At 45.5% G+C, this 21,592-nt stretch carries 20 protein-coding genes; 19 read left to right on the forward strand and 1 reads right to left on the reverse strand.

Annotation, left to right across the window (positions count from 1 at the left end; translation table 11 throughout):
* The first annotated feature begins 164 nt into the window (after nt 1-164).
* The 14 genes from BMX69_RS01520 to BMX69_RS01585 all read left to right on the forward strand — a co-directional run bounded on the left by BMX69_RS01520 (nt 165) and on the right by BMX69_RS01585 (nt 16,465).
* Complete coding sequence (locus BMX69_RS01520) at nt 165-1,037, forward strand: methionyl aminopeptidase (protein WP_054791959.1); 873 nt, start codon at nt 165-167, stop codon at nt 1,035-1,037.
* Complete coding sequence (locus BMX69_RS01525; protein ID WP_100041359.1) at nt 1,038-1,604, forward strand: DNA-3-methyladenine glycosylase I; 567 nt, start codon at nt 1,038-1,040, stop codon at nt 1,602-1,604.
* 200 nt (nt 1,605-1,804) lie between these two features.
* Nucleotides 1,805-3,280, forward strand: coding sequence for a putative glycoside hydrolase (locus BMX69_RS01530; RefSeq protein WP_100041360.1), 1,476 nt, complete (start codon nt 1,805-1,807; stop codon nt 3,278-3,280).
* A 15-nt stretch (nt 3,281-3,295) separates the two neighbouring features.
* Nucleotides 3,296-3,817 carry a DUF1653 domain-containing protein gene (locus tag BMX69_RS01535; RefSeq protein WP_054791960.1) on the forward strand — a complete coding sequence of 174 codons (522 nt, stop codon included), beginning with the start codon at nt 3,296-3,298 and terminating at the stop codon, nt 3,815-3,817.
* Nucleotides 3,818-3,826: 9 nt separating this feature from the next.
* Nucleotides 3,827-5,698: an excinuclease ABC subunit UvrC gene (gene uvrC / locus BMX69_RS01540; protein ID WP_100041361.1), complete on the forward strand. Its 1,872-nt coding sequence runs from the start codon at nt 3,827-3,829 to the stop codon at nt 5,696-5,698.
* A gap of 59 nt (nt 5,699-5,757) precedes the next feature.
* Nucleotides 5,758-6,690 (forward strand): HPr(Ser) kinase/phosphatase, encoded by a 933-nt coding sequence (hprK, locus tag BMX69_RS01545; protein WP_025231831.1) that lies wholly within the window; start codon nt 5,758-5,760, stop codon nt 6,688-6,690.
* Nucleotides 6,691-6,698: 8 nt separating this feature from the next.
* The gene (murB, locus tag BMX69_RS01550; RefSeq protein ID WP_100041362.1) at nt 6,699-7,610 is read left to right on the forward strand and encodes a UDP-N-acetylmuramate dehydrogenase; all 912 of its coding nucleotides are present in this window, start codon (nt 6,699-6,701) and stop codon (nt 7,608-7,610) included.
* Between the two features lie 19 nt (nt 7,611-7,629).
* Entirely contained in the window at nt 7,630-8,511 is an 882-nt protein-coding gene (gene rapZ, locus BMX69_RS01555) for an RNase adapter RapZ (RefSeq protein ID WP_025231833.1), read from the forward strand.
* A gap of 2 nt (nt 8,512-8,513) precedes the next feature.
* Nucleotides 8,514-9,482, forward strand: coding sequence for a DNA-binding protein WhiA (gene whiA, locus BMX69_RS01560; protein WP_054791961.1), 969 nt, complete (start codon nt 8,514-8,516; stop codon nt 9,480-9,482).
* A gap of 28 nt (nt 9,483-9,510) precedes the next feature.
* Nucleotides 9,511-9,768: an HPr family phosphocarrier protein gene (locus BMX69_RS01565; RefSeq protein WP_054791962.1), complete on the forward strand. Its 258-nt coding sequence runs from the start codon at nt 9,511-9,513 to the stop codon at nt 9,766-9,768.
* Nucleotides 9,769-9,987: 219 nt separating this feature from the next.
* The gene (locus BMX69_RS01570) at nt 9,988-13,470 is read left to right on the forward strand and encodes a DNA polymerase III subunit alpha (RefSeq protein WP_100041363.1); all 3,483 of its coding nucleotides are present in this window, start codon (nt 9,988-9,990) and stop codon (nt 13,468-13,470) included.
* A 65-nt stretch (nt 13,471-13,535) separates the two neighbouring features.
* The gene (gene pfkA / locus BMX69_RS01575; RefSeq protein WP_025231836.1) at nt 13,536-14,510 is read left to right on the forward strand and encodes a 6-phosphofructokinase; all 975 of its coding nucleotides are present in this window, start codon (nt 13,536-13,538) and stop codon (nt 14,508-14,510) included.
* A gap of 27 nt (nt 14,511-14,537) precedes the next feature.
* Entirely contained in the window at nt 14,538-15,131 is a 594-nt protein-coding gene (locus tag BMX69_RS01580; RefSeq protein WP_054791963.1) for a lactate utilization protein, read from the forward strand.
* Between the two features lie 197 nt (nt 15,132-15,328).
* The gene (locus BMX69_RS01585) at nt 15,329-16,465 is read left to right on the forward strand and encodes a glycoside hydrolase family 88/105 protein (protein WP_100041364.1); all 1,137 of its coding nucleotides are present in this window, start codon (nt 15,329-15,331) and stop codon (nt 16,463-16,465) included.
* Between the two features lie 62 nt (nt 16,466-16,527).
* Here the strand turns inward: BMX69_RS01585 and BMX69_RS01590 are convergent, their stop codons facing one another.
* Nucleotides 16,528-17,394 (reverse strand): helix-turn-helix transcriptional regulator, encoded by an 867-nt coding sequence (locus BMX69_RS01590; RefSeq protein WP_100041365.1) that lies wholly within the window; start codon nt 17,392-17,394, stop codon nt 16,528-16,530.
* A gap of 96 nt (nt 17,395-17,490) precedes the next feature.
* Here BMX69_RS01590 and BMX69_RS24310 point away from each other — a divergent pair, with 96 nt between their 5' ends.
* The 5 genes from BMX69_RS24310 to BMX69_RS01610 all read left to right on the forward strand — a co-directional run bounded on the left by BMX69_RS24310 (nt 17,491) and on the right by BMX69_RS01610 (nt 21,532).
* Entirely contained in the window at nt 17,491-17,628 is a 138-nt protein-coding gene (locus BMX69_RS24310; protein ID WP_166433161.1) for a hypothetical protein, read from the forward strand.
* On the forward strand, nt 17,625-19,007 hold the full coding sequence (locus BMX69_RS01595; protein WP_100041366.1) for an ABC transporter substrate-binding protein: 1,383 nt from the start codon (nt 17,625-17,627) through the stop codon (nt 19,005-19,007). The genes BMX69_RS24310 and BMX69_RS01595 overlap by 4 nt, the downstream gene beginning before the upstream one ends.
* Nucleotides 19,008-19,103: 96 nt before the next feature.
* Nucleotides 19,104-19,772 carry a hypothetical protein gene (locus tag BMX69_RS01600; protein ID WP_100041367.1) on the forward strand — a complete coding sequence of 223 codons (669 nt, stop codon included), beginning with the start codon at nt 19,104-19,106 and terminating at the stop codon, nt 19,770-19,772.
* A 3-nt stretch (nt 19,773-19,775) separates the two neighbouring features.
* Nucleotides 19,776-20,675, forward strand: coding sequence for a carbohydrate ABC transporter permease (locus BMX69_RS01605; protein ID WP_025231842.1), 900 nt, complete (start codon nt 19,776-19,778; stop codon nt 20,673-20,675).
* Between the two features lie 5 nt (nt 20,676-20,680).
* The gene (locus BMX69_RS01610) at nt 20,681-21,532 is read left to right on the forward strand and encodes a carbohydrate ABC transporter permease (protein ID WP_025231843.1); all 852 of its coding nucleotides are present in this window, start codon (nt 20,681-20,683) and stop codon (nt 21,530-21,532) included.
* Nucleotides 21,533-21,592 lie beyond the last annotated feature (60 nt).

Below are 21,592 nucleotides of genomic sequence, written 5' to 3' on the forward strand. Positions count from 1 at the left end.
TGAACCATATCGCATACACGAACTTTTTGACCATAGTACTTATAAATTGTATCATACAAATTATGAAATTACCACGGATTTTTTCCTATCACCTTCTTTTTCCTGAAACCCTTTACAACCGGCCTCAAACGTGTTAAAACGTTGTAGTAAGAAGGAGGATGGAAATGTTTAAAATAGGAAGAAATGATGCATGTTGGTGCGGTAGCGGAAAAAAATACAAAAACTGCCATCTGCCCTTTGACCAAAAGCTTGAAAACTATGCGGTCATGGGAGATGAGGTTCCAGAGCACTATATGATAAAAACGCCGGCTCAGATTGAAGGAGTCCGCCGTGCAGGAATTGTAAACAACCAGATTCTTGATCTGGTGGATGAGATGATAAAGCCTGGCATCAGTACGGAAGATATTAATACACTGGTACACGAGAATACTATCAAAATGGGAGGAATCCCCGCTACCCTTAATTTTGAGGGGTATCCCAAAAGTGTGTGCATATCCATCAATGAGGTAGTATGCCACGGAATTCCGGATTCTAACCGGATCTTAAAGGATGGGGATATTGTCAATGTGGATGTGACCACCATTGTTGACGGTTTCTACGCCGATGCCTCCAGAATGTTCTGCATCGGAAATGTATCGGATGAAGCATTAAGACTTGTCCGTGTCACAAAGGAGAGTGTGGATCTGGCTGTGAAGGAAGCCAGGGCATGGGGCCATCTGGGAGATATCGGAGCAGCTATCTCGGAACATATCTATGCCAATGGCTTTACGGTAGTGCGGGAGATCGGCGGACACGGCGTGGGCGTGGATTTCCATGAGGAGCCATGGGTAAGCCACATCGGCACACGGGGAACCGACATGCTTCTTGTACCAGGGATGATATTTACCATTGAGCCAATGGTAAATGCCGGAAAAGCCGATGTAGTACAGGATGACACTGACGGTTGGACCATCTATACAAAGGATGGAAGCCTGTCTGCCCAGTGGGAATATACTGTTTTGATCACGGAAGAAGGAGCGGAGGTGCTTGCAAGATAAATGGAGAAAAAACGATGCTTTTGGGTGGATGAATCCTCGCCGGTTTATGTGAAATATCACGACGAAGAGTGGGGAGTTCCTGTTTATGATGATAAAAAGCTTTATGAGATGTTCCTTTTGGAAACCTTTCAGGCAGGTCTTTCCTGGATCACCATACTGAGAAAGAGAGAATTCTTCCGGGAAGCCTTTGATGGCTTTGATGTGGAAAAGGTGGCATGCTACGGTGAGGAGAAAATAAATAGCTTAATGGAGAATACCGGCATTATAAGGAACCGGAAAAAAATAGAAGCTGCAGTAAAGAATTCCCGCGCTTTTATGGAGATCCAGCGGGAGTTCGGCTCTTTTTCCGAGTATCTATGGGGATTCACAAACAAGGAAGTCATCATCAATCAGGATGACAACTTCCCGGTAAAAACGGAGCTTTCCGACCAGGTTTCGAAAGATTTAAAGAAGAGGGGAATGGCCTTTGTAGGTTCTGTTACCATCTATTCCTATCTTCAGGCAATTGGAGTGGTCAATGACCATGAGCTTTCCTGTTTCTGCCGGGAGAGCAGTCAGAACGGCTGAAAACAGAGGCAGATCATACAAAGGAAAAGTGGGGAATTATTTGGATAAAGAGTACATAGCTTATGAAATAAGAGGCTAAAAGAATAAGGCTGCATCCGGAAAATGTAATTTTTATTGGAAAATTTTACAAATTGTGGTAAAATGTTAAATATTTATTACATTCAACACCTGAAACCATAAAGAAAGTGAACAGGAGTATTATGAAAAGATGGCTTTTGGCAGTGATTGCATTCTCATTGGTAACCTCCGGATGCAGCAGGTACAAAGGAATTTCCGACCCCCCAGAGAAAGACAACAAAACAGAAGAATCTCAGCAGAGTACAGAGGAATCCGAGCAGAGCACAGAGGCAGAGGCTGGGAAGCTTCCTGTTGAAGTTTCCGCAAAACCGGGAAAGAAGCCGGTAAAGGTAAAGGGAATCTATATTTCCGGATATATGGCCGGCTCTGAAGGGCTCCAGAAAATATTGGACAAGATCCAGGGTACTGAGATTAATACGGTTGTCATTGATGTGAAGAATGATGACGGGCGGATTACCTTTGCCATGGCGGATGCACCTACGGTTAATGAGATCGGTGCCACAGAAAAGTACATCAAAGATATTGATAGTCTCATGGCTCAGTTAAAGGCCAGGGGGCTTTATACCATTGCCCGGGTGGTGGCGTTCAGGGATCCTTATCTGGCCGAGAAAAAGCCGGAATGGGCACTTAAGAACAAGGACGGAAGTTTACACCGGGATAACAAGGGACTGGCCTGGGTGAACCCTTACCGGACAGAGGTATGGGATTATCTGGTGGAGGTGGGAACCGAAGCTTCCAAGGTTGGATTTGATGAAGTCCAGTTTGACTACATCCGTTTTTCCACGGACAGCTCCATGAAGCAGGTGGTATTTGACGAAAAGGATACCAGGGGCCGTTCCAAAACAGATATTATTACGGAATTTATCCAGTATGCATATGACAAGCTGTCTTCCCGCCATGTTTTTGTTTCGGCAGATGTGTTTGGCACCATCATCGGAAGCAAGGTGGACGCAGAGGCAGTAGGGCAGATCTATCAGGAGATGGCATGCCACCTGGATTATATTTGTCCCATGATCTACCCTTCCCATTACGGTGACGGTAACTTTGGAATCGATCATCCGGATATGGAGCCATACCGTACCATACGAGCCGCTTTAAAGCTGTCCAGGCAGGATCTGGAAACTGCCAGAGTGGCTGGGAAGCATCAGGCCATTGTCCGTCCCTGGCTCCAGGATTTTACGGCTTCCTATCTGGAACACCATATTACTTACGGGGCTAAGGAAGTAAGAGCCCAGATCCAGGCGGTCTATGATGCAGGCTATGATGAGTGGATTCTTTGGAGTGCATCCAACCGGTATACCTGGGATGGTTTCTTAAGCCGGGAGGCGGCGAAGGAGGAGGCAGAGAAGCTTGCCAGAATAAGAGAAACGGAAGCGACCTCTTCCATATCAGCTGAGGTATCAACAGAAGTAACAACTAAGGTATCAACAGAAGCTCCAACTGAGGCACAGACGGTAGGTAAAGAAGAGAGAACAGAAAAGAGCCTGGAAGGAAGCACAGCAGCAGAGACGGAACAGGAGACGAAGAAGGAAAATAAAAAGAAAACCAGACCCAAGCCCGATGTTGTCATTGTGACCACAGGCGGCTTAAGGGATTAGGAAGTGAGGAAAGCCATGGACAGAGCACCCAGACCAGGAGATTTTTACCGGCATTTTAAAGACAAGATGTACCAGGTGATAACCGTTGCGGTTCATTCCGAAACAGGAGAAGAGTTGGTTGTTTATCAGGCGTTATATGGATCCTTTGGAACATATGCCCGTCCGTTGTCCATGTTTATCAGTGAGGTGGACCATGAAAAGTATCCGGATGTAAAGCAGAAATACAGGTTTGAACGGGTGGACACCGGTTCTGAACAGCCTGTAGCGGAAGCCAGTCTCCAAAGTGTGGAGAGTTTGCCCCCGGATGATTGCCATCATGAAAATAAAAATCTCCTTGCATTTCTTGATGCCGGGACGTATCATGAGAAGTTGGAGGTTCTTGAGAATCGGAAGGACCATTTTTCTGCGGAAGAGCTTTTGGCAATCTGCGAGATTATGGAGATCGGAAGGCCGGATTCAGAACCTGAGGAGAAATATTATGCAGTGAAAAGGTATCTGGAGCTGCAGAATAAATACGAGGGATCAAGATTGAGGTGATTTGTTTCAGTGGACCACAGGTCATTTAATATAGAAGAAGAATTAAAAAAACTGCCGTCCCAGCCTGGCGTGTATATCATGCACGACAAGCGGGACGAAATCATCTATGTGGGAAAAGCCATCAGCTTAAAAAAAAGGGTCAGGCAGTACTTTCAGAGCAGCAGAAATAAAACGGCAAAAATCGAACAAATGGTGTCGAGGATCGCCCGGTTTGAATACATTATAACAGACTCTGAGCTGGAAGCCCTCGTGCTGGAATGCAATCTCATTAAGGAACATCGTCCCCGTTACAATACCATGCTAAAGGATGATAAGACCTATCCCTATATCAAGGTAACGGTTTACGAGGACTATCCCAGGATCTTATTTTCCAGGGATATGAAAAAAGATAAAAGCAAGTATTTCGGACCATATACAAGCGCCGGAGCGGTAAAGGATACCATTGAGCTGATCCATAAGCTTTATCAGATAAGAACCTGCAACCGGAATCTGCCAAGAGACATCGGGAAGGAACGTCCCTGCTTGAATTACCATATCAAGCAGTGTTCGGCCCCGTGCCAGGATTATATCAGCAAGGAAGATTACTGGAAATCCATAAACCGTGCCCTGGACTTTTTAGGCGGAAAATATGGACCTGTAATTAAGATGCTGGAAGAGAAGATGCAGGCGGCATCGGAAGAAATGGATTATGAAAAGGCCATTGAGTACCGGGATCTGTTAAACAGTGTAAAGCAGATCTCCCAGAAGCAGAAGATCACGGACAGCGGCATGGAAGACCGGGATATCATTGCTATAGCAAAGGATGAAAAGGATGCCGTGGTTCAGGTATTCTTTGTCCGGGAAGGCAGGCTTATCGGCCGGGAGCATTTCCATGTAAGTATCGCAACGGCAGAGGATAACAAGCAGATCCTGACCAGTTTTGTCAAACAGTTTTATGCAGGAACTCCTTTTGTTCCAAAAGAGCTGTGGGTGCAGACCGATCTTGAGGATGAAAGCGTCATAGGGGAATGGCTTTCTGCAAAGCGCGGTCAGAAGGTCAGAATCGTAGTTCCCCGGAAAGGCCAGAAGGAACGCCTGGTGGAACTGGCGGAGAAAAATGCCGCACTGGTTCTTTCTCAGGATAAGGAAAAGATAAAGCGGGAAGAGCTTCGTACCATCGGCGCCATGAATGAGGTAGGCGGCTGGCTCGGCCTTTCCGGCATTAAGCGGATCGAGGCATTTGATATTTCCAACATAAGCGGCTTTGAGTCTGTAGGCTCCATGATTGTCTATGAAAATGGAAGACCCAAGAGAAATGATTACAGGAAGTTTAAGATCAAATGGGTCAAGGGTGCCAATGATTATGCTTCCATGAATGAGGTGCTCACAAGAAGATTTTCTCATGGCCTTAAGGAAGCGGAAAGCTTAAAAGAAAAGGGCGTGGATGAGGAGCTTGGAAGCTTTACCCGTTTCCCGGACTTAATCATGATGGATGGAGGACGGGGGCAGGTAAACATTGCCCTGGAGGTTTTAAAGGAACTGGATATTTCCATTCCTGTCTGCGGTATGGTAAAGGATGACAATCACAGGACAAGAGGGCTTTACTATAATAACGTGGAAATTCCCATTGACAGGCATTCCGAAGGATTTAAGCTGGTCACCAGGATCCAGGATGAAGCACACCGGTTTGCCATCGAATACCATAGAAGTTTAAGAAGCAAGGGACAGGTAAAATCCATTCTTGACGATATTCCTGGCATAGGCCCCAATAGGAGAAAGGCGCTGATGCGCCGGTTTAAAGGGCTGGAAGCCATAAAGGAAGCGACCGTGGAGGAGCTTTCCGAAGTACCGGGTATGAATGCTCTGGCAGCGAAAAGCGTTTACGAGTTCTTCCACATATAGCTTTTCAAATGACGAAATCTGTGTTAGTATGAAAAAAACAGATGGAAAAGAGGAGCGCCATGCATGGAGTAGCTATTACTGATTTGATAAAGAAGATGAATTTCCGGAACATGACTCCGGAGATTGACGCGGAAAAAATTGTGATCAGCCATCCGGATGTCAATCGTCCGGCTTTACAGTTAGCCGGATTTTACGACCATTTTGACAACGAGCGGGTGCAGATCATCGGTTATGTGGAACAGGAATACATTCATCAGATGGAACATGACAGAAAGCTTGAGATGTACGACAAGCTTTTATCCAGCCAGATTCCGTGCCTGGTATACAGCCGGAGCCAGAGTCCGGACGAAGATATGCTGGCGTTTTGCAACCATTACGGCGTGCCATGCCTTGTATCAGATAAAACCACTTCCGATCTTATGGCGGAGATCATCCGCTGGCTTAAAGTGAAGCTTGCACCCTGTATCAGCATTCACGGGGTTTTGGTTGACGTATTCGGCGAAGGCGTGCTGATCATGGGAGAAAGCGGCATTGGAAAAAGCGAGGCGGCTCTGGAACTGATCAAACGAGGTCACCGTCTTGTAACCGATGATGTGGTGGAAATCCGCAAGGTTAGCGATGAGACGCTGATTGGAACCGCACCGGAGATTACCAGGCATTTTATTGAATTAAGGGGCATCGGCATCATTGATGTCAAGACGCTGTTCGGCGTGGAAAGTGTAAAGGATACTCAGGCCATAGATATGGTGATCAAACTGGAGGACTGGGATAGAGATAAGGAATACGACAGAATGGGAATCGAGGACCAGTATACGGAATTCCTTGGAAACCGGGTGGTATGTCATTCCATTCCGGTGCGTCCGGGACGTAATCTGGCCATTATTGTTGAATCTGCTGCCGTCAATTACAGACAAAAGAAGATGGGGTACAACGCGGCTCAGGAATTATATAACCGCGTTCAGGCAAACCTTTCAAGAAAACAGGATGATTGAGGTGTCTGATGACTGGATTTTATGAAAAACTTCTTGGTGCAGCTGATAAAGACCATATAAAAGTTGGGGAAGAGATGCGAAAGCATACCTCATTCCGGGTGGGGGGGCCTGCCGCCTGCTTTGTGATTCCGGCAGATGAGAAAGAGCTTGCTGCTGTTATGGCTCTTTGCCGTCGGGAAGAGGTGCCTTTTTTCATACTTGGCAATGGAAGCAATCTTCTGGTTGGAGATGAAGGCTATGATGGAGTGGTCATTTCCATGGACCGCTTAAACCACTGCCAGGTGGATAAAGAGACAGGGGTTTTAAAAGCTGGAGCCGGAGCACCGCTTGCCCGGATTGCACTGGAAGCATATAGGGCGACCTTAACCGGTTTTGAATTTGCAGCCGGGATACCGGGCACCCTAGGTGGAGCTGTGGTGATGAACGCCGGAGCTTATGGTTCGGAGATGAAGGAGGTTCTCCGGTCTGTTAGAGTATTGACACCGGAGGGAGAAGTAAGGGAGCTGCCTGCTGACCAGCTTTCTTTAGGATACCGAGCCAGCTGCATTATACCAAAGCAATATGTTGTGTTGGAAGCCAAGATCCGGTTAAGGGATGGAGATGAGGTTTCAATTAAAAACCGGATGGATGAACTGGCCCGCAGGAGAAAGGAAAAACAACCTTTGGAATATCCAAGTGCGGGAAGCACCTTTAAGAGACCGGAAGGGCATTTTGCCGGCAAGCTCATAGAGGAGGCCGGATTAAGAGGTTTTTCCCTGGGCGGCGCTCAGGTTTCGGAGAAGCACTGCGGTTTTGTCATTAACAAAGACGGCGCAACTGCAGCTGATATCAGAAACCTGTGTGAAGAGGTGAAAAAAAGGGTATTAAAAAATTCCGGAGTAGCTCTTGAGATGGAGGTAAAGACACTGGGGAAGTTTTAACGGTGCAAAGGAGAACAACGTGAGGCTTGTAATTGTAACAGGCATGTCAGGCGCAGGAAAGACCCAGGCGCTTAAGATGCTGGAGGATATGGGATTTTATTGCGTGGATAATCTTCCCATTCCCCTGATTGAAACGTTCGCAGAGCTGACCCTGAGCAATCAGGGAGGGATCCGGAACGCAGCTATGGGGATTGATATCCGAAGTGGAGAGGATTTATCGGTTTTAAACAGGATTTTTGATGATTGGTCAAGAAAACGGGTACCCTTTGAAATTCTCTTCCTTGATGCAGGTGACGAAACACTGATTAAGCGCTATAAGGAAACCAGGAGAGCCCATCCCCTGGCGGCTGGCGGAAGGATCGACAGCGGGATTGAAAAAGAACGGGTAAAGCTGGGGTTTTTAAAGGAAGAAGCGGATTTTATCATCGATACCAGCCGGCTTCTTACAAAGGAACTCAGGCAGGAGCTGGAAAAAATATTTGTGAACCGGGAATCCTACCGGAATTTATATATCACGATCCTTTCTTTTGGATTCAAGTATGGGATTCCGTCGGATGCGGATCTGGTATTTGATGTAAGGTTTTTGCCAAATCCCTACTATGCAGAAGATCTGCGGCCTAAAACCGGAGAAGAAAAAGAAGTGCGGGACTATGTGATGCAGCATGGGACCGCTGCCCTGTTTTTAGACAAGCTTAACGATATGCTGGAATTTCTGATTCCCAATTATGTACTGGAGGGAAAGAACCAGCTGGTAATTGCCATCGGATGTACAGGCGGCAAGCACCGGTCGGTCACCATTGCCAGGTCTGTTTATGACAGGTTTAAGTCCAGGGAGGAATTTGGGATTAAGATCGAACACCGGGACATCGATAAGGATAATATACGGAAAAGGATGGTCTAGCCATGTCATTTTCTTCCAAGTTAAAAGAAGAGCTTTCCAGACAGATCAGTCCGGCAAGGCATTGCCAGATTGCTGAGATGGCTGCGATCATAAGCCTTTGCGGAAAAATAATCATATCGGAAGACGACCGCTATACGATTAAAATTAATACGGAAAATGTGGCAGTTGCAAGAAAGTACTTTACATTATTGAAAAAAACATTTAATATAAGTACTGATGTGTCCATTAGAAGAAATGCTTATTTAAATAAAAACCGTACCTATACGGTGACAATCCGGGAACATGAGGAGGCGATCCGTGTTTTACATGCCACAAAGCTTCTTGATGAAAACGGAGAAATAGGGGAAAACTTAAATCTTGTAAGGAATGTTGTCATTCAGCAGTCCTGCTGCAGGAGGGCATTTATCCGTGGTGCATTTCTCTCTTCCGGATCCATAAGTGATCCTGAGAAATTCTACCACTTTGAAATCGTATGTGCAACAGAAGAAAAAGCACAGCAGCTAAAGTCCATTATCGCGACCTTTGACCTTGAGGCAAAGATCGTTAAGAGGAAACGCTATTTTGTGGTTTATATAAAAGAAGGAAACCAGATCGTAGATATTCTGAATGTTATGGAAGCTCCGGTGGCCTTAATGGAACTGGAAAACATCAGGATCTTAAAGGACATGCGCAACAGTGTGAACCGACAGGTCAACTGCGAGACTGCCAATATTAATAAAACGGTATCAGCTGCGGTAAAGCAGATAGAAGATATAACATATATCAGAGATACAATCGGACTTGATAATCTTCCGGACAATTTAAGCGAAATTGCCAGGGAACGGTTGGAGAGGCCGGAAGCAACATTAAAAGAGCTTGGAGAAGCTCTGGACCCTCCTGTAGGCAAATCAGGAGTGAACCACCGACTTAGAAAGCTTGGCGACCTGGCAGGGCGGCTGCGCGGGACAGGCATTAGCAGCGGAATGGAATAATCCGTTCATAGGATTGAGGAGGATAATTATGGTAAGAAAAACAGTCACCGTTGAACTTGCATCAGGCTTAGAGGCAAGACCAGTTGCTATGCTGGTTCAGGTTGCAAGCCAGTATGAAAGCAACATTTATGTTGAAATCGAATCCAAGAGAGTAAATGCAAAGAGTATTATGGGCATGATGACTCTGGGACTTGCAGCGGGAGAACAGATTACGATCACTGCGGACGGTACGGATGAGGAACAGGCGGTTGCCGAAATCGAAAAATACTTAAGCAATCACGAGTAATATTTAAAGAATACTGTATGTTCCAGGCGGAGGCTCTGATATTGGAGGCTCCGCCTCTTGTGCGTGCGTTACAATTCAGATATAATCTGGTACAAAAGGTTTTCCGGCATGTTTCTTTATGGTATACTATTTACAAAAGCAATGAGCAGTGTGAAACAGGACTCTCAGGCTTTCACTGCGGCCTTATACATACATAGGTAAAGAAGAAGGGAGGCACAAATGGCATTTACACATTTACACGTCCATACGGAATACAGTCTGTTGGACGGCTCCTGTAAGATAAAAGAGCTTGTGGCCAGGGCAAAGGAGCTTGGAATGGACAGCATGGCCATCACTGATCATGGGGTGATGTATGGCGTCATTGATTTTTACAGGGCGGCCAGAGAGGTGGGAATCAAGCCCATCATCGGGTGTGAGGTATATGTGACCTCTGGATCAAGGTTTGACAGGGAAACCGTGGGCGGGGAGGACCGTTACTATCATCTGGTCTTATTGGCGGAGAATAACCAGGGCTACCAGAACTTAATGAAGATTGTCTCAAAGGGCTTTGTAGATGGATTTTACTATAAACCAAGAGTGGATTATGAGATTTTAAAGGAATACAGTGAAGGGATCATTGCATTAAGTGCCTGTCTGGCAGGAGAGGTACAGAGGCTGGTCGGCCGCGGACAGTATGAGAAGGGAAGGGAAGCGGCCCTTCGCTATCAGGAAATATTCGGGAAGGGGAATTTCTTTCTGGAGCTTCAGGATCACGGAATACCGGCTCAGAATACGGTAAACCAGAACCTTTTACGGATGAGTCAGGAAACCGGGATCGATTTGGTGGCCACCAATGATATCCACTATACCTATGCAGAGGATGCCACACCTCATGATATCCTGCTGTGTATTCAGACCGGAAAAAAGGTGGCGGATGAGAACCGCATGCGCTACGAGGGGGGCCAATATTACTGCAAATCCGAAGAGGAGATGCGTACGCTCTTCTCCTATGCAGGAGAAGCCATTGACAACACTTACAAGATTGCAGAGCGCTGTAACGTAGAGATTGAGTTCGGCGTAACCAAACTGCCAAAGTACGATGTGCCGGATGGGTATGATTCCTGGTCCTATTTAAACAAGCTATGCCTGGAGGGCTTTGAGCGCCATTATCCCCAGGATGACGGGGAACTAAAGGAAAGGCTTGATTATGAGCTGGATGTCATTCATACCATGGGGTACGTGGATTATTTCCTGATCGTATGGGATTTCATTCATTACGCCAGGTCCCAGGATATTATCGTGGGGCCGGGACGGGGATCCGCAGCTGGGAGCATCGTGTCCTACTGTTTGGGGATCACGAACATCGACCCTATCCGCTATAACCTTCTGTTTGAGCGTTTCTTGAATCCGGAGCGAATTTCCATGCCTGATATTGACGTGGATTTCTGCTTTGAACGGCGTCAGGAAGTTATCGACTATGTGGTCCGGAAGTATGGAAAGGACCAGGTGGTCCAGATCGTGACCTTTGGTACCCTGGCGGCCAAGGGTGTGGTAAGGGATGTAGGAAGGGTGCTGGACATGCCCTACGCCCGTTGCGACACCATAGCAAAGATGATCCCGGGAGACCTTGGCATGACCCTTGAAAAGGCTTTAAAGCAAAGCCCTGACTTAAGAAATGCATACGAGGAAGATCCTGAGGTCAAATACCTCATTGACATGTCTATGCGTCTGGAAGGCCTGCCCAGGCACACGTCCATGCATGCTGCCGGAGTTGTGATCAGCCGGACTTCTGTGGATGAATATGTTCCTCTTTCCAGAGCAGCCGACGGAACCATTACCACACAGTTTACCATGACGACTCTGGAAGAACTGGGGCTTTTAAAAATGGACTTCCTTGGGCTGCGCACTCTGACCGTTATTCAGAATGCGGTAAAGGGCATAGAGAAAAACAGGCAATTATCCATTGATATGGACCGGATCAATTATAATGACAAGGCAGTGCTGGATTCCATTGGTACCGGAAAGGACGATGGAGTGTTCCAGCTGGAAAGTTCCGGTATGAAGAGCTTTATGAAGGAGCTGAAACCGGGAAGCCTGGAAGATATTATTGCCGGAATATCCCTTTACCGCCCAGGTCCTATGGACTTTATTCCAAAGTATTTAAAGGGGAAGAACGACTTAAGCTCCATAACCTATGAATGCACCCAGTTAGAGCCCATCTTAGGTCCTACTTATGGCTGTATCGTATACCAGGAGCAGGTAATGCAGATCGTAAGGGACCTTGCCGGATATACCATGGGCCGCAGCGACTTAGTGCGAAGAGCCATGTCAAAGAAGAAGACTTCTGTCATGGAAAAGGAACGGCAGAATTTTGTTTATGGGAATCCAGAAGAGGAAGTAACCGGGTGTATCTCCAATGGAATCGATGAAAAGACGGCAAATCAAATCTATGACGAGATGATCGATTTTGCCAAATACGCCTTTAATAAGTCCCATGCGGCAGCTTATGCGGTGGTATCTTATCAGACCGCCTTTTTAAAATATTATTATCCCCAGGAATTTATGGCAGCACTTCTTACTTCGGTCATGGATAACGTAACAAAAGTATCCGAATATATATTAAGCTGCAGACAGATGGGAATCTCCATTCTTCCGCCGGATATTAACGAGGGAGAAAGCGGGTTTTCCGTTTCAGGAGGATCCATCCGCTACGGCTTGTCGGCCATTAAGAGCGTAGGAAAGTCCGTGGTAGAGCAGATCGTTGCGGAACGGGAACAAAATGGAATATTTCACGATATGGAAGATTTTATTGACCGGATGAGCAATAAAGAGGTCAATAAAAGGACTCTGGAAAATTTCATAAAATCCGGATCATTGGATACTCTTCCAGGTACAAGAAAGCAGAAGCTTTTGATTGCACCGGAGCTTTTGGAGCATAAAGCCAAGGAACGGAAAAATACCATGGAAGGCCAGATGACTCTGTTTGATATTGCAGGGGAAGAAGAAAAGAGCCATTTTCAGATTACGTTCCCTGATGTGGGAGAATTCATAAAGGAAGATCTTCTGGCATTTGAGAAGGAGACTCTTGGCATTTATTTAAGCGGTCATCCCATGGAAGCTTACGAAACCACCTGGAGAAATAATATTACCGCAACCACCATAGATTTTGTTGTGGACGAGGAAACTGGAGATGCCGGTGTTTCCGACGGTTCTTACGTGACCATCGGAGGTATGATTACAGGAAAGACAGTAAAAACTACTAGAAACAACAAAATGATGGCATTTCTTATCCTGGAGGATCTGGCAGGATCCGTGGAAGTAATCGTGTTCCCCAAGGATTATGAGAGCAAGAGGGAGCTTTTTGTGGAAGACTCCAAGGTCTTCATACAAGGCAGGGTATCCGTGGGAGAGGATCCGGTGGGAAAACTGATCTGTGAGCGGGTAACTCCATTTTCAGCTCTGCCAAAGGAACTGTGGCTGAAATTCCCTGATAAGGAATCCTATATGGTGGTAGAACGGGAAATCTTAAATGACCTAAAGGAATCAGAGGGCGATGATTCAGTCATCATCTATCTGGAAAAAGAACGGGCCAGAAAGGTTCTGCCGGCCAACCGGAACGTGAACGCGGGAGATGGACTCCTGGATGCTCTGGTTAAAAAACTTGGTGAAAAAAATGTCAAGCTTATAGAAAAAAAACTTGAAAAGATTGGGAAAATGAATTAGAATACAACATGTATGCAATGAAAAACTTACAATAACAGATATCCGTGAATCAGGAGGAAGCTACTATGGCAAAACAAGTGAAAACCATCGGCGTATTAACCAGCGGCGGTGATGCACCAGGTATGAACGCTGCAATCCGCGCAATTGTCAGGACTGCAATCCATAAAGGATTGGAAGTAAAGGGAATCATGAGGGGATACGCAGGCCTTCTGCAGGAAGAAATTGTTGATATGAACAGCACCAGTGTATCCGATATTATTCACCGCGGAGGAACCGTTTTATATACAGCCAGATGTCAGGAGTTCACAACTGCCGAAGGGCAGAAAAAGGGTGCTGAGATCTGCAGAAAACATAATATCGACGGCATTGTGGTCATCGGAGGAGATGGTTCATTCCGGGGAGCCGGTAAGCTTTCCGCGCTTGGGATCAATACCATTGGACTTCCTGGAACCATTGACTTAGATATTGCCTGTACGGATTACACCATAGGCTTTGATACGGCTGTCAACACAGCCATGGAGGCCATTGATAAGGTACGTGATACATCCACTTCCCACGAGCGCTGCAGCATCATCGAGGTAATGGGACGTAATGCAGGCTATATTGCCCTTTGGTGCGGTTTTGCAAACGGCGCCGAGGACATTCTCTTGCCGGAGCGCTATGACGGCGATGAACAGGCCCTCATTAACCGTATCATAGAGAACAGAAAGCGGGGCAAAAAGCATCATATCATCATCAATGCAGAGGGCATCGGCCATTCCTCCTCTATGGCTAAGAGAATCGAGGCTGCCACAGGCATTGAGACCAGAGCTACCATCCTGGGCCATATGCAGAGAGGCGGCGCGCCTACCTGCAAGGACCGTGTCTATGCTTCCATTATGGGCGCAAGGGCAGTAGAGCTTCTGTGTGAGGGAAAAAGCAACCGTGTCGTAGGCTATAAGCACGGAGAATTCCAGGATTTCGATATTCAGGAAGCCCTCAGCATGACAAAGGACATCCCGGAAGACCAGTATCAGATCAGCAAGATGCTTGTAAGATAATTGAGTCAGATTCAGCTGGAGGCGAATATGGAATATACGGTGATCAGGCAGAATTTTGAAAAACACGGGTTTTCCACACAGCTTTTTCCTACAAAAGAAGAAGCACGTGATTATCTTGTGGACGCTTTAAAGAACCAGACCATTGGATTTGGCGGAAGCGTGACCCTTTTGGAAATGGGTCTATATGAAGCACTGCTTAAGAACAATGCCGTGGTATGGCACAACAAGGTGCCTTCCAGAGAAGTGCGGCATCTGGCAAACTGCGCCAATATCTATATAACCAGCGCCAATGCCGTATCGGAGACCGGGCAGATCGTTAATATCGACGGAACTGGAAACCGGGTGGCTATGACCGCTTTTGGACCTCAGACATGCTATTATGTTGTGGGCAAAAACAAAATTACCCCCAACTTGGAGGACGCCATTTACCGAAGCAGGAATGTGGCTGCTCCGCAAAATGCCCAAAGAATCCATGCGAAGACGCCGTGCGCCCAAAAAGGAGATAAGTGCTATGACTGTAACAGCCCTGAACGGATCTGCCGAATAACGGCGGTGATCGACCGGGCTCCTATGGGCATGAAGTGCGAAATCATCTTTGTGGATGAGGCACTGGGTTTTTAATGAAATGAAATAGAATGAATTGGCGAGAGCAAACGGGATTTTTAGTAAATTCCCGGCTGTTTCCCGCCATTTTTTATTGTCTGTTTTTTAATGCAATTTGACAACCGGGTTTTTTCCGGTTATGCTTGTATTAAAATGACCATAGCGAAACGAACGCTTAAGGGGAGAAAAGGGAAGAAAATAAGGAGAAGAAGAACATGGATGCAATTGAAAGGTATATCAATGAACTGATGGAGAAGAGTACACCGGACCGTCCGTTATGGAACGTTGAGAAGCTGCTTCAGGGGGAGAAGACCGGATGGAATTACATAGACGGCTGTATGATCAAATCCATTTTAGAAATGTACGCCATTACCGGGGATTTAAAATATCTGAATTTTGCGGACACATTTATCGATTACAGGGTGAGAGAGGATGGGACCATTGACGGATATGATGTGGAAGAACGGAACATTGACAATGTCAATGCAGGAAAAACCCTGTTCGAGCTTTACGACCTGACGGGTAAGGAAAAATACAGAAAAGCCATTGATCTGGTTTACAGCCAGATCGGAAAGATGCCGCGGACAAAAGAGGGAAACTTCTGGCATAAGAATATTTATCCAAACCAGGTTTGGCTTGACGGTCTGTACATGTGTCAGCCATTTTATATGGAATACGAAACCCGGTTTAATCAAAAGGAAAACTGCGGCGATATTTACAGCCAGTTTGCCAATGCGATGAGGATCATGAGGGATACGGAAACCGGTCTTTACTACCATGCGTACGATTCTTCCAGAGAGATGTTCTGGTGTGACAAGGTGACCGGGCTGTCCCAGAATTTCTGGCTGAGAGCGTTGGGCTGGTACGCCATGGCTCTTTTAGATACCATGGACAAGTCAGATCCGTCGGATAAGGAAAGCTTAAAGGAGATGGAGGAAGCCTTCCGTGACCTGATAGACTCTATGTTAAAGTACCAGGATGAAAGCGGTATGTGGTATCAGGTGGTAAACTTAGGCGGCATGGACCGGAATTATCTGGAAACCAGCGGAAGCGCCATTTTCTCTTATGCCATTTTAAAGGGAGTCCGTTTGGGTTATCTTCCGGAGTCCTATGCCGGTTCAGGCAAAAAGGCCTTTGAGGGAATCTGCAATACCTATCTTCATCTGGAAGAGGGGGATATAAGCCTGGGAGGAATCTGCCTGGTGGCCGGACTTGGCGGCAAAGAGAGAAGAGACGGAACTTTTGATTATTACATGTCCGAGCCCATTGTTAAAGATGATGCCAAAGGGGTAGGACCCTTCCTTCTTGCCTATACGGAGATGAAAAGAACCGGCTGGGTATACAATCAATAAAGAAACAGGAATATAAATGGGGATTGGGTCCCGGATTACCGGGTTCCAATCCCCAAATCATATTATCTTAAACTATTCTGTGAATATTTCTTCGGTGAAATCCCCACTTTTCTTGTAAAAGCTTTAAAAAAATTACTGTAGTCGTTAAACCCGCACATGCTGTAAACCTCATTGACGCTGTAGCCGCCTGACAGAAGTTTCTGGGCCAGTTCGATGCGGCGGGAGATTATGTAGGAATTGATGGTTGTACCGGTGCTTTTCTTGAACAGCCTGCAAAGATAAGAGGTACTTAAATAAAAATGGGCCGCAATATCTCCGATGCTTAGCTGGGAATCGATGTTGTGGTGGATATAGGCGATGATGTCGGTCACCTTACTGCTGAAATACTGTTTCTGTTCTACCGATTCCTTTCCAAGAAAGGCCTCTGCAGCCAATTTTGTCATGAAAACCATATACTCGGCAAAGGCAGAACGTTCCACCACATCCTGACCGAATCCCTCTTCCACAGCTATTTTATTAAAAAAATACATGAAATGCCGCTGCTGTCCATGGTTTAAGGCGATACGGTGGGAAAATCTCTCAGGTCTGTGGGTAAAACAGTAGGTCAGATCCGTCTGCGGCGTTGAGATGCTCTCCAGATAGGAGGGGTCTATGAATATAACAAAACGTTCCTGAGGGCTGGTGGTATCCATCTGCAGCAAATGATGCTTTTCATATTGGCTGATCATGAACAGGCTCCCCGGTTCAATCAGGTAATTTTTATTATCGATCAAGAATGTGCTGCCTCCGCTTAAGGAAAAGTGAAACTCGTGGCAGCGATGACTGTGCATGCTTAAAACTCCCAACTCGTTGTGGAGATGTACAATCGAGAATGACCGGGAGGCAATGCATTGATCTATTCCATCTGAAAAAGAGGTAAGTACTTTCATAAACCATAAATTCCTTAGCTATTTATACTAAAGTTATACCATAGGATGTCAATATTTGCAATGTTTTGTGCGAGATTTGAAATGAAATATAAGTAGATGGATGTTATAATAAGGAAAAAGCTGAGTGTAAGCGCTTACGCAAACATGTTAAAAAATGTAGAAAAAGTGGAACCACTTACACAGGGCTTTGAAGAACTCAATTATGAGGGTAAGAAAAAGGAGAGAAAACTATGAAAAAAATCAAACAGTGGGCTGCGATGGGGTTAGCAACTGTTATGACAGTGTCCTTAAGCGCCTGCGGCGGGGGAAAGAGCACAAGTGGGACAGCAGCTTCTACAGCGGCAGAGACAACTGCTGCAGCGGCAGGTGAAGCGACAACGGCGGAGCCAACTACTTCCGGAGAGCCGGTAGAGCTTAAGTTTTCCTGGTGGGGCGGCGATACCAGACATGCTGCAACAGAAGAAGCGATTAAGGCATTTGAAGCGAAATATCCAAACATCAAGGTGACCCCTGAGTATGGCGCATGGACCGGCTGGGAAGAGAAGCAGTCTTTAAATATTTTAGGCGGAAATGCTGCTGATGTTATGCAGATCAACTGGAACTGGATCGAATCCTATAGCCAGGGCGGAACAGCATTTGCCAATCTGGAGGATTACTCCGATGTTCTTGATTTAAAACAGTTTACACCGGAAAGCCTTGACCTCTGTAAGGTTGACAATAAGTTAATGGCTGTTCCGATTTCATTAACAGGACGTGTATTTTATTGGAATAAAACTGCATTTGAAGAAGTAGGCTGTGACATTCCTACTGATCTGGATTCCCTGTATGCAGCAGGTGCAGCATTTAAAGCAAAAGATCCGGATATGTATCCTTTAGCCCTTGGCGAATACGATCGTATGATTTTAATGGTTTATTATCTGGAATCCAAGTACGGTAAAAACTGGGTTGAAGGCGGAGAGGTCAACTATACGGAAGATGAAGTTAAGGACGGAATGGATTTCATTACCGAACTGGAAACGAAGCATGTCATTCCGACGTTGGCAACCATTCAGGGTGATATGGCTGACTCTCTTGACAAGAATGCAAAATGGATCGATGGCAAGTATGCAGGTATCTTTGAGTGGGATTCCTCTGCTTCTAAATTCATGGCAGCACTGGAAGGCAGCGTAAACAAGCCTGGCCAAAAGTTCGTAGTCGGTGAGTTCGTTAAGATGGGCGATAACAACGGAGGCTTTACAAAGATTTCCATGGCATTTGCTGTTGCAGGTAATTCCAAGCATCCAAAGGAAGCAGCAATGTTAATCAACTTCTTGTTAAATGATGAGGAAGGCGTTAAGATCGTTTCCACAGAGAGAGGGATTCCTTGCTCTACAGAGGGCTTAAAGATTCTTGAGGCGAACAAACTTGGCGATTCTCTGACCATTGAAGCTAATACAAAGGTTATGAATTACAGCAAGTTCAACTTAGACAGCAAGTTCGAGCACAATGATTTAAAAGCAAATCCTGATGGCGTTTACTATAAAGTATTTGGTAAGTTAAGCACAGGGGAAATTGATTCCAAACAGGCAGCAAGTGAACTGATTAAGGGCATTACAGAGACTCTTGAGAGTTAGTTAAGAATTCTGACAGTTTGAATAAGTGATACATATTTCATACGAGCCGCCATAATTTTATGGCGGCTCCCATAAAGAAAAGGGCAGACAAAAGTTATGGAATGCAGAATTAAGAGAATAAAACCATACCAGCTGACGGGGGCAATACAGATGTATGAAGCTACCGGCGAAGAGGTCTGTAAGGAGGCTGTAATGACTTATCTAAGCGGACTGGAAGCTCCGGAAGGATTGGCAGAAGGTCTGCCGATACAGGATAGCCTGGCCTGCTTTTTTGCTTTGGATCAGACAGGGAATGATAAATACAGACAGACGATAGAGTCATTCATCGGGCAGAATGATTGGACCTTAGATTTTATGCCCTTTGTAACAGCATACGAGACAAGGTATAAAAGAAAAGAACATTATAATGAGATTGCAGCTTTGTTCCGGGGGGAAGAAAGGCTTGCAGGAAGTGATCTGATAGCTCTAATAGAAACAATTGGCCAGATGTCAGAAGAAATCTATGAATATTATAGGGAATTAAGGGATTTATTTAAAACCGCAGTCAAGGAAAAAGTAAAGGAACTCCCGGATTCTTCTGAAGCCCTGGAAATCGGTTATTCCATCTTGAGAGCATGCAATATGGGCGTGCTTCAAAAAGAGAAATACAGTGATTTCGGGGAATTAATATGGAAAACGATCGAAAGTAACGATAAAGATACATGCGCAGGCCTACAGGAAATGCTCAAAGCGCAACATACTATATTAAAAAAACAGGAGGAATAAAGTATGAAGTCAAAAGGTATCCGTAAGGTTCTGGCAGACAATGCAGGATTCTTTTTCATCTTACCATGGCTGGTCGGATTTATACTTTTCAAAGTTTATCCGTTCGCCTCTTCCCTATACTATAGCTTTACAAACTATGATTTGTTTAATGGCATATCGAAGACAGGTATGATGAACTATAATAAAATTTTCACAGATTCCGACATTAAAAAAGCATTTTATGTTACATTTAAATATGCAATTTTCGATGTTCCCTTAAAGTTGATGTTCGCATTGTTCATCGCATATATCCTGAACTTTAAATTAAAAGGAGTTAATTTCTTCCGGACTGCGTATTATGTTCCGTCTATTCTGGGAGGATCCATTGCCATCGCAATTTTATGGAGAGCCGTATTCAATACAGACGGCCTGATTAATACCGTTCTTGGCGTATTTGGTGTTGAAAAGATCAACTGGATGGCAAGCGGAGGCGGTGCCCTGACCGTGATTGTACTTTTAAGGGTCTGGCAGTTTGGTTCTGCCATGGTGATCTTCCTCGCAGCCTTAAAGGGTGTCTCTGAAGACTTATACGAAGCAGCTTCCATTGACGGGGCAGGAAAGTGGACACAGTTCTTTAAAATTACGGTTCCTTTAATTACACCGGTTATTTTCTACAACCTGATCACTCAGTTATGCCAGGCGTTCCAGGAATTCAACGGGCCATTCCTTGTAACAAAGGGAGGACCTAACGGTGCGACTACTTTGATCTCCATCCTGATTTATAACAACGCATTCTTACGGCATAAGATGGGTATGGCAAGTGCACAGGCCTGGATCCTGTTCCTCATTGTTATGACCTTTACGGTAGTAGCGTTTGTAAGCCAGAAGAAGTGGGTTTATTATTCAGATGAGGATGGGAGGTAAATGACATGACGAAAGAGACTAAGAGAAAGATCAGTGCAGCGATCCGTTATGCATTACTGATTCTTGTCGGATTTATTATGGTATACCCCCTGATCTGGATGGTAGGTGCTACTTTTAAGACAAATTCGGAGATTTTTACCAGCGCATGGTTTTGGCCTAAAAAGCCTGTGACCGATGGTTATGCCAATGCATTTGTAGATTACGGCGGAAAGATCAATCTGATCAAATCCATGCTCAATACATACAAGATTGTTGTGCCAAAGGTTCTTTTCACCGTTGTATCAGCCACGATCACGGCTTATGGTTTCGGCCGGTTTGAATTTAAGGGAAAGGGAATCCTGTTTTCTCTTATGATTTCCACCCTGTTTCTGCCTCAGGTAGTGTTAAATGCTCCCCAGTATATCATGTTCAATAAATGGGGCTGGACCAACTCCTATTTACCGTTAGTGGTTCCCTCCCTGTTTGCAGGAGATACCTATTTCTTATTCATGCTGATACAGTTTTTAAGAGGTGTGCCAAAGGAACTGGAGGAAGCTGCCAAAATTGATGGCTGCAGTTCCATTAAAACCTTATGGCATGTGATTGTTCCCATGTTAAAGCCATCGCTGGTGTCCGTTGCACTGTTTCAGTTTATGTGGACGTCCAATGACTTTATGGGACCGCTTATTTACGTTTCCGATATGCCCAAATATACGAATTCCATATATTTGCGCATGTCCATGGATGGTGATGTAGGATTCCAGTGGAACCGGATTCTGGCGATGTCTTTAATCTCCATTATTCCTTCCCTGATTGTATTCTTCTGTGCCCAGGATGCCTTTATTGATGGTATCGCAGCAGGAGGCGTGAAAGGATAATGAAAAGTACGGGCGTGGTAAGTAATTGCCGCGCCCTTTTTAACATCATCAAGTAGGATC

Origin of the sequence: Lacrimispora sphenoides JCM 1415 (assembly GCF_900105615.1) — a bacterium.
In the GTDB taxonomy this organism is placed as follows: domain Bacteria; phylum Bacillota; class Clostridia; order Lachnospirales; family Lachnospiraceae; genus Lacrimispora; species Lacrimispora sphenoides.

What these genes read in the sequence shown, in the direction of transcription:
- BMX69_RS01520 (WP_054791959.1), top strand. Translation starts at nt 165, where the DNA reads ATGTTTAAAATAGGAAGAAATGATGCATGTTGGTGCGGTAGCGGAAAA.
- BMX69_RS01525 (WP_100041359.1), top strand. Translation starts at nt 1,038, where the DNA reads ATGGAGAAAAAACGATGCTTTTGGGTGGATGAATCCTCGCCGGTTTAT.
- BMX69_RS01530 (WP_100041360.1), top strand. Translation starts at nt 1,805, where the DNA reads ATGAAAAGATGGCTTTTGGCAGTGATTGCATTCTCATTGGTAACCTCC.
- BMX69_RS01535 (WP_054791960.1), top strand. Translation starts at nt 3,296, where the DNA reads ATGGACAGAGCACCCAGACCAGGAGATTTTTACCGGCATTTTAAAGAC.
- hprK (WP_025231831.1), top strand. Translation starts at nt 5,758, where the DNA reads ATGCATGGAGTAGCTATTACTGATTTGATAAAGAAGATGAATTTCCGG.
- murB (WP_100041362.1), top strand. Translation starts at nt 6,699, where the DNA reads ATGACTGGATTTTATGAAAAACTTCTTGGTGCAGCTGATAAAGACCAT.
- whiA (WP_054791961.1), top strand. Translation starts at nt 8,514, where the DNA reads ATGTCATTTTCTTCCAAGTTAAAAGAAGAGCTTTCCAGACAGATCAGT.
- BMX69_RS01565 (WP_054791962.1), top strand. Translation starts at nt 9,511, where the DNA reads ATGGTAAGAAAAACAGTCACCGTTGAACTTGCATCAGGCTTAGAGGCA.
- BMX69_RS01570 (WP_100041363.1), top strand. Translation starts at nt 9,988, where the DNA reads ATGGCATTTACACATTTACACGTCCATACGGAATACAGTCTGTTGGAC.
- pfkA (WP_025231836.1), top strand. Translation starts at nt 13,536, where the DNA reads ATGGCAAAACAAGTGAAAACCATCGGCGTATTAACCAGCGGCGGTGAT.
- BMX69_RS01580 (WP_054791963.1), top strand. Translation starts at nt 14,538, where the DNA reads ATGGAATATACGGTGATCAGGCAGAATTTTGAAAAACACGGGTTTTCC.
- BMX69_RS01585 (WP_100041364.1), top strand. Translation starts at nt 15,329, where the DNA reads ATGGATGCAATTGAAAGGTATATCAATGAACTGATGGAGAAGAGTACA.
- BMX69_RS01590 (WP_100041365.1), bottom strand. Translation starts at nt 17,394, where the DNA reads ATGAAAGTACTTACCTCTTTTTCAGATGGAATAGATCAATGCATTGCC.
- BMX69_RS24310 (WP_166433161.1), top strand. Translation starts at nt 17,491, where the DNA reads ATGGATGTTATAATAAGGAAAAAGCTGAGTGTAAGCGCTTACGCAAAC.
- BMX69_RS01595 (WP_100041366.1), top strand. Translation starts at nt 17,625, where the DNA reads ATGAAAAAAATCAAACAGTGGGCTGCGATGGGGTTAGCAACTGTTATG.
- BMX69_RS01600 (WP_100041367.1), top strand. Translation starts at nt 19,104, where the DNA reads ATGGAATGCAGAATTAAGAGAATAAAACCATACCAGCTGACGGGGGCA.
- BMX69_RS01605 (WP_025231842.1), top strand. Translation starts at nt 19,776, where the DNA reads ATGAAGTCAAAAGGTATCCGTAAGGTTCTGGCAGACAATGCAGGATTC.
- BMX69_RS01610 (WP_025231843.1), top strand. Translation starts at nt 20,681, where the DNA reads ATGACGAAAGAGACTAAGAGAAAGATCAGTGCAGCGATCCGTTATGCA.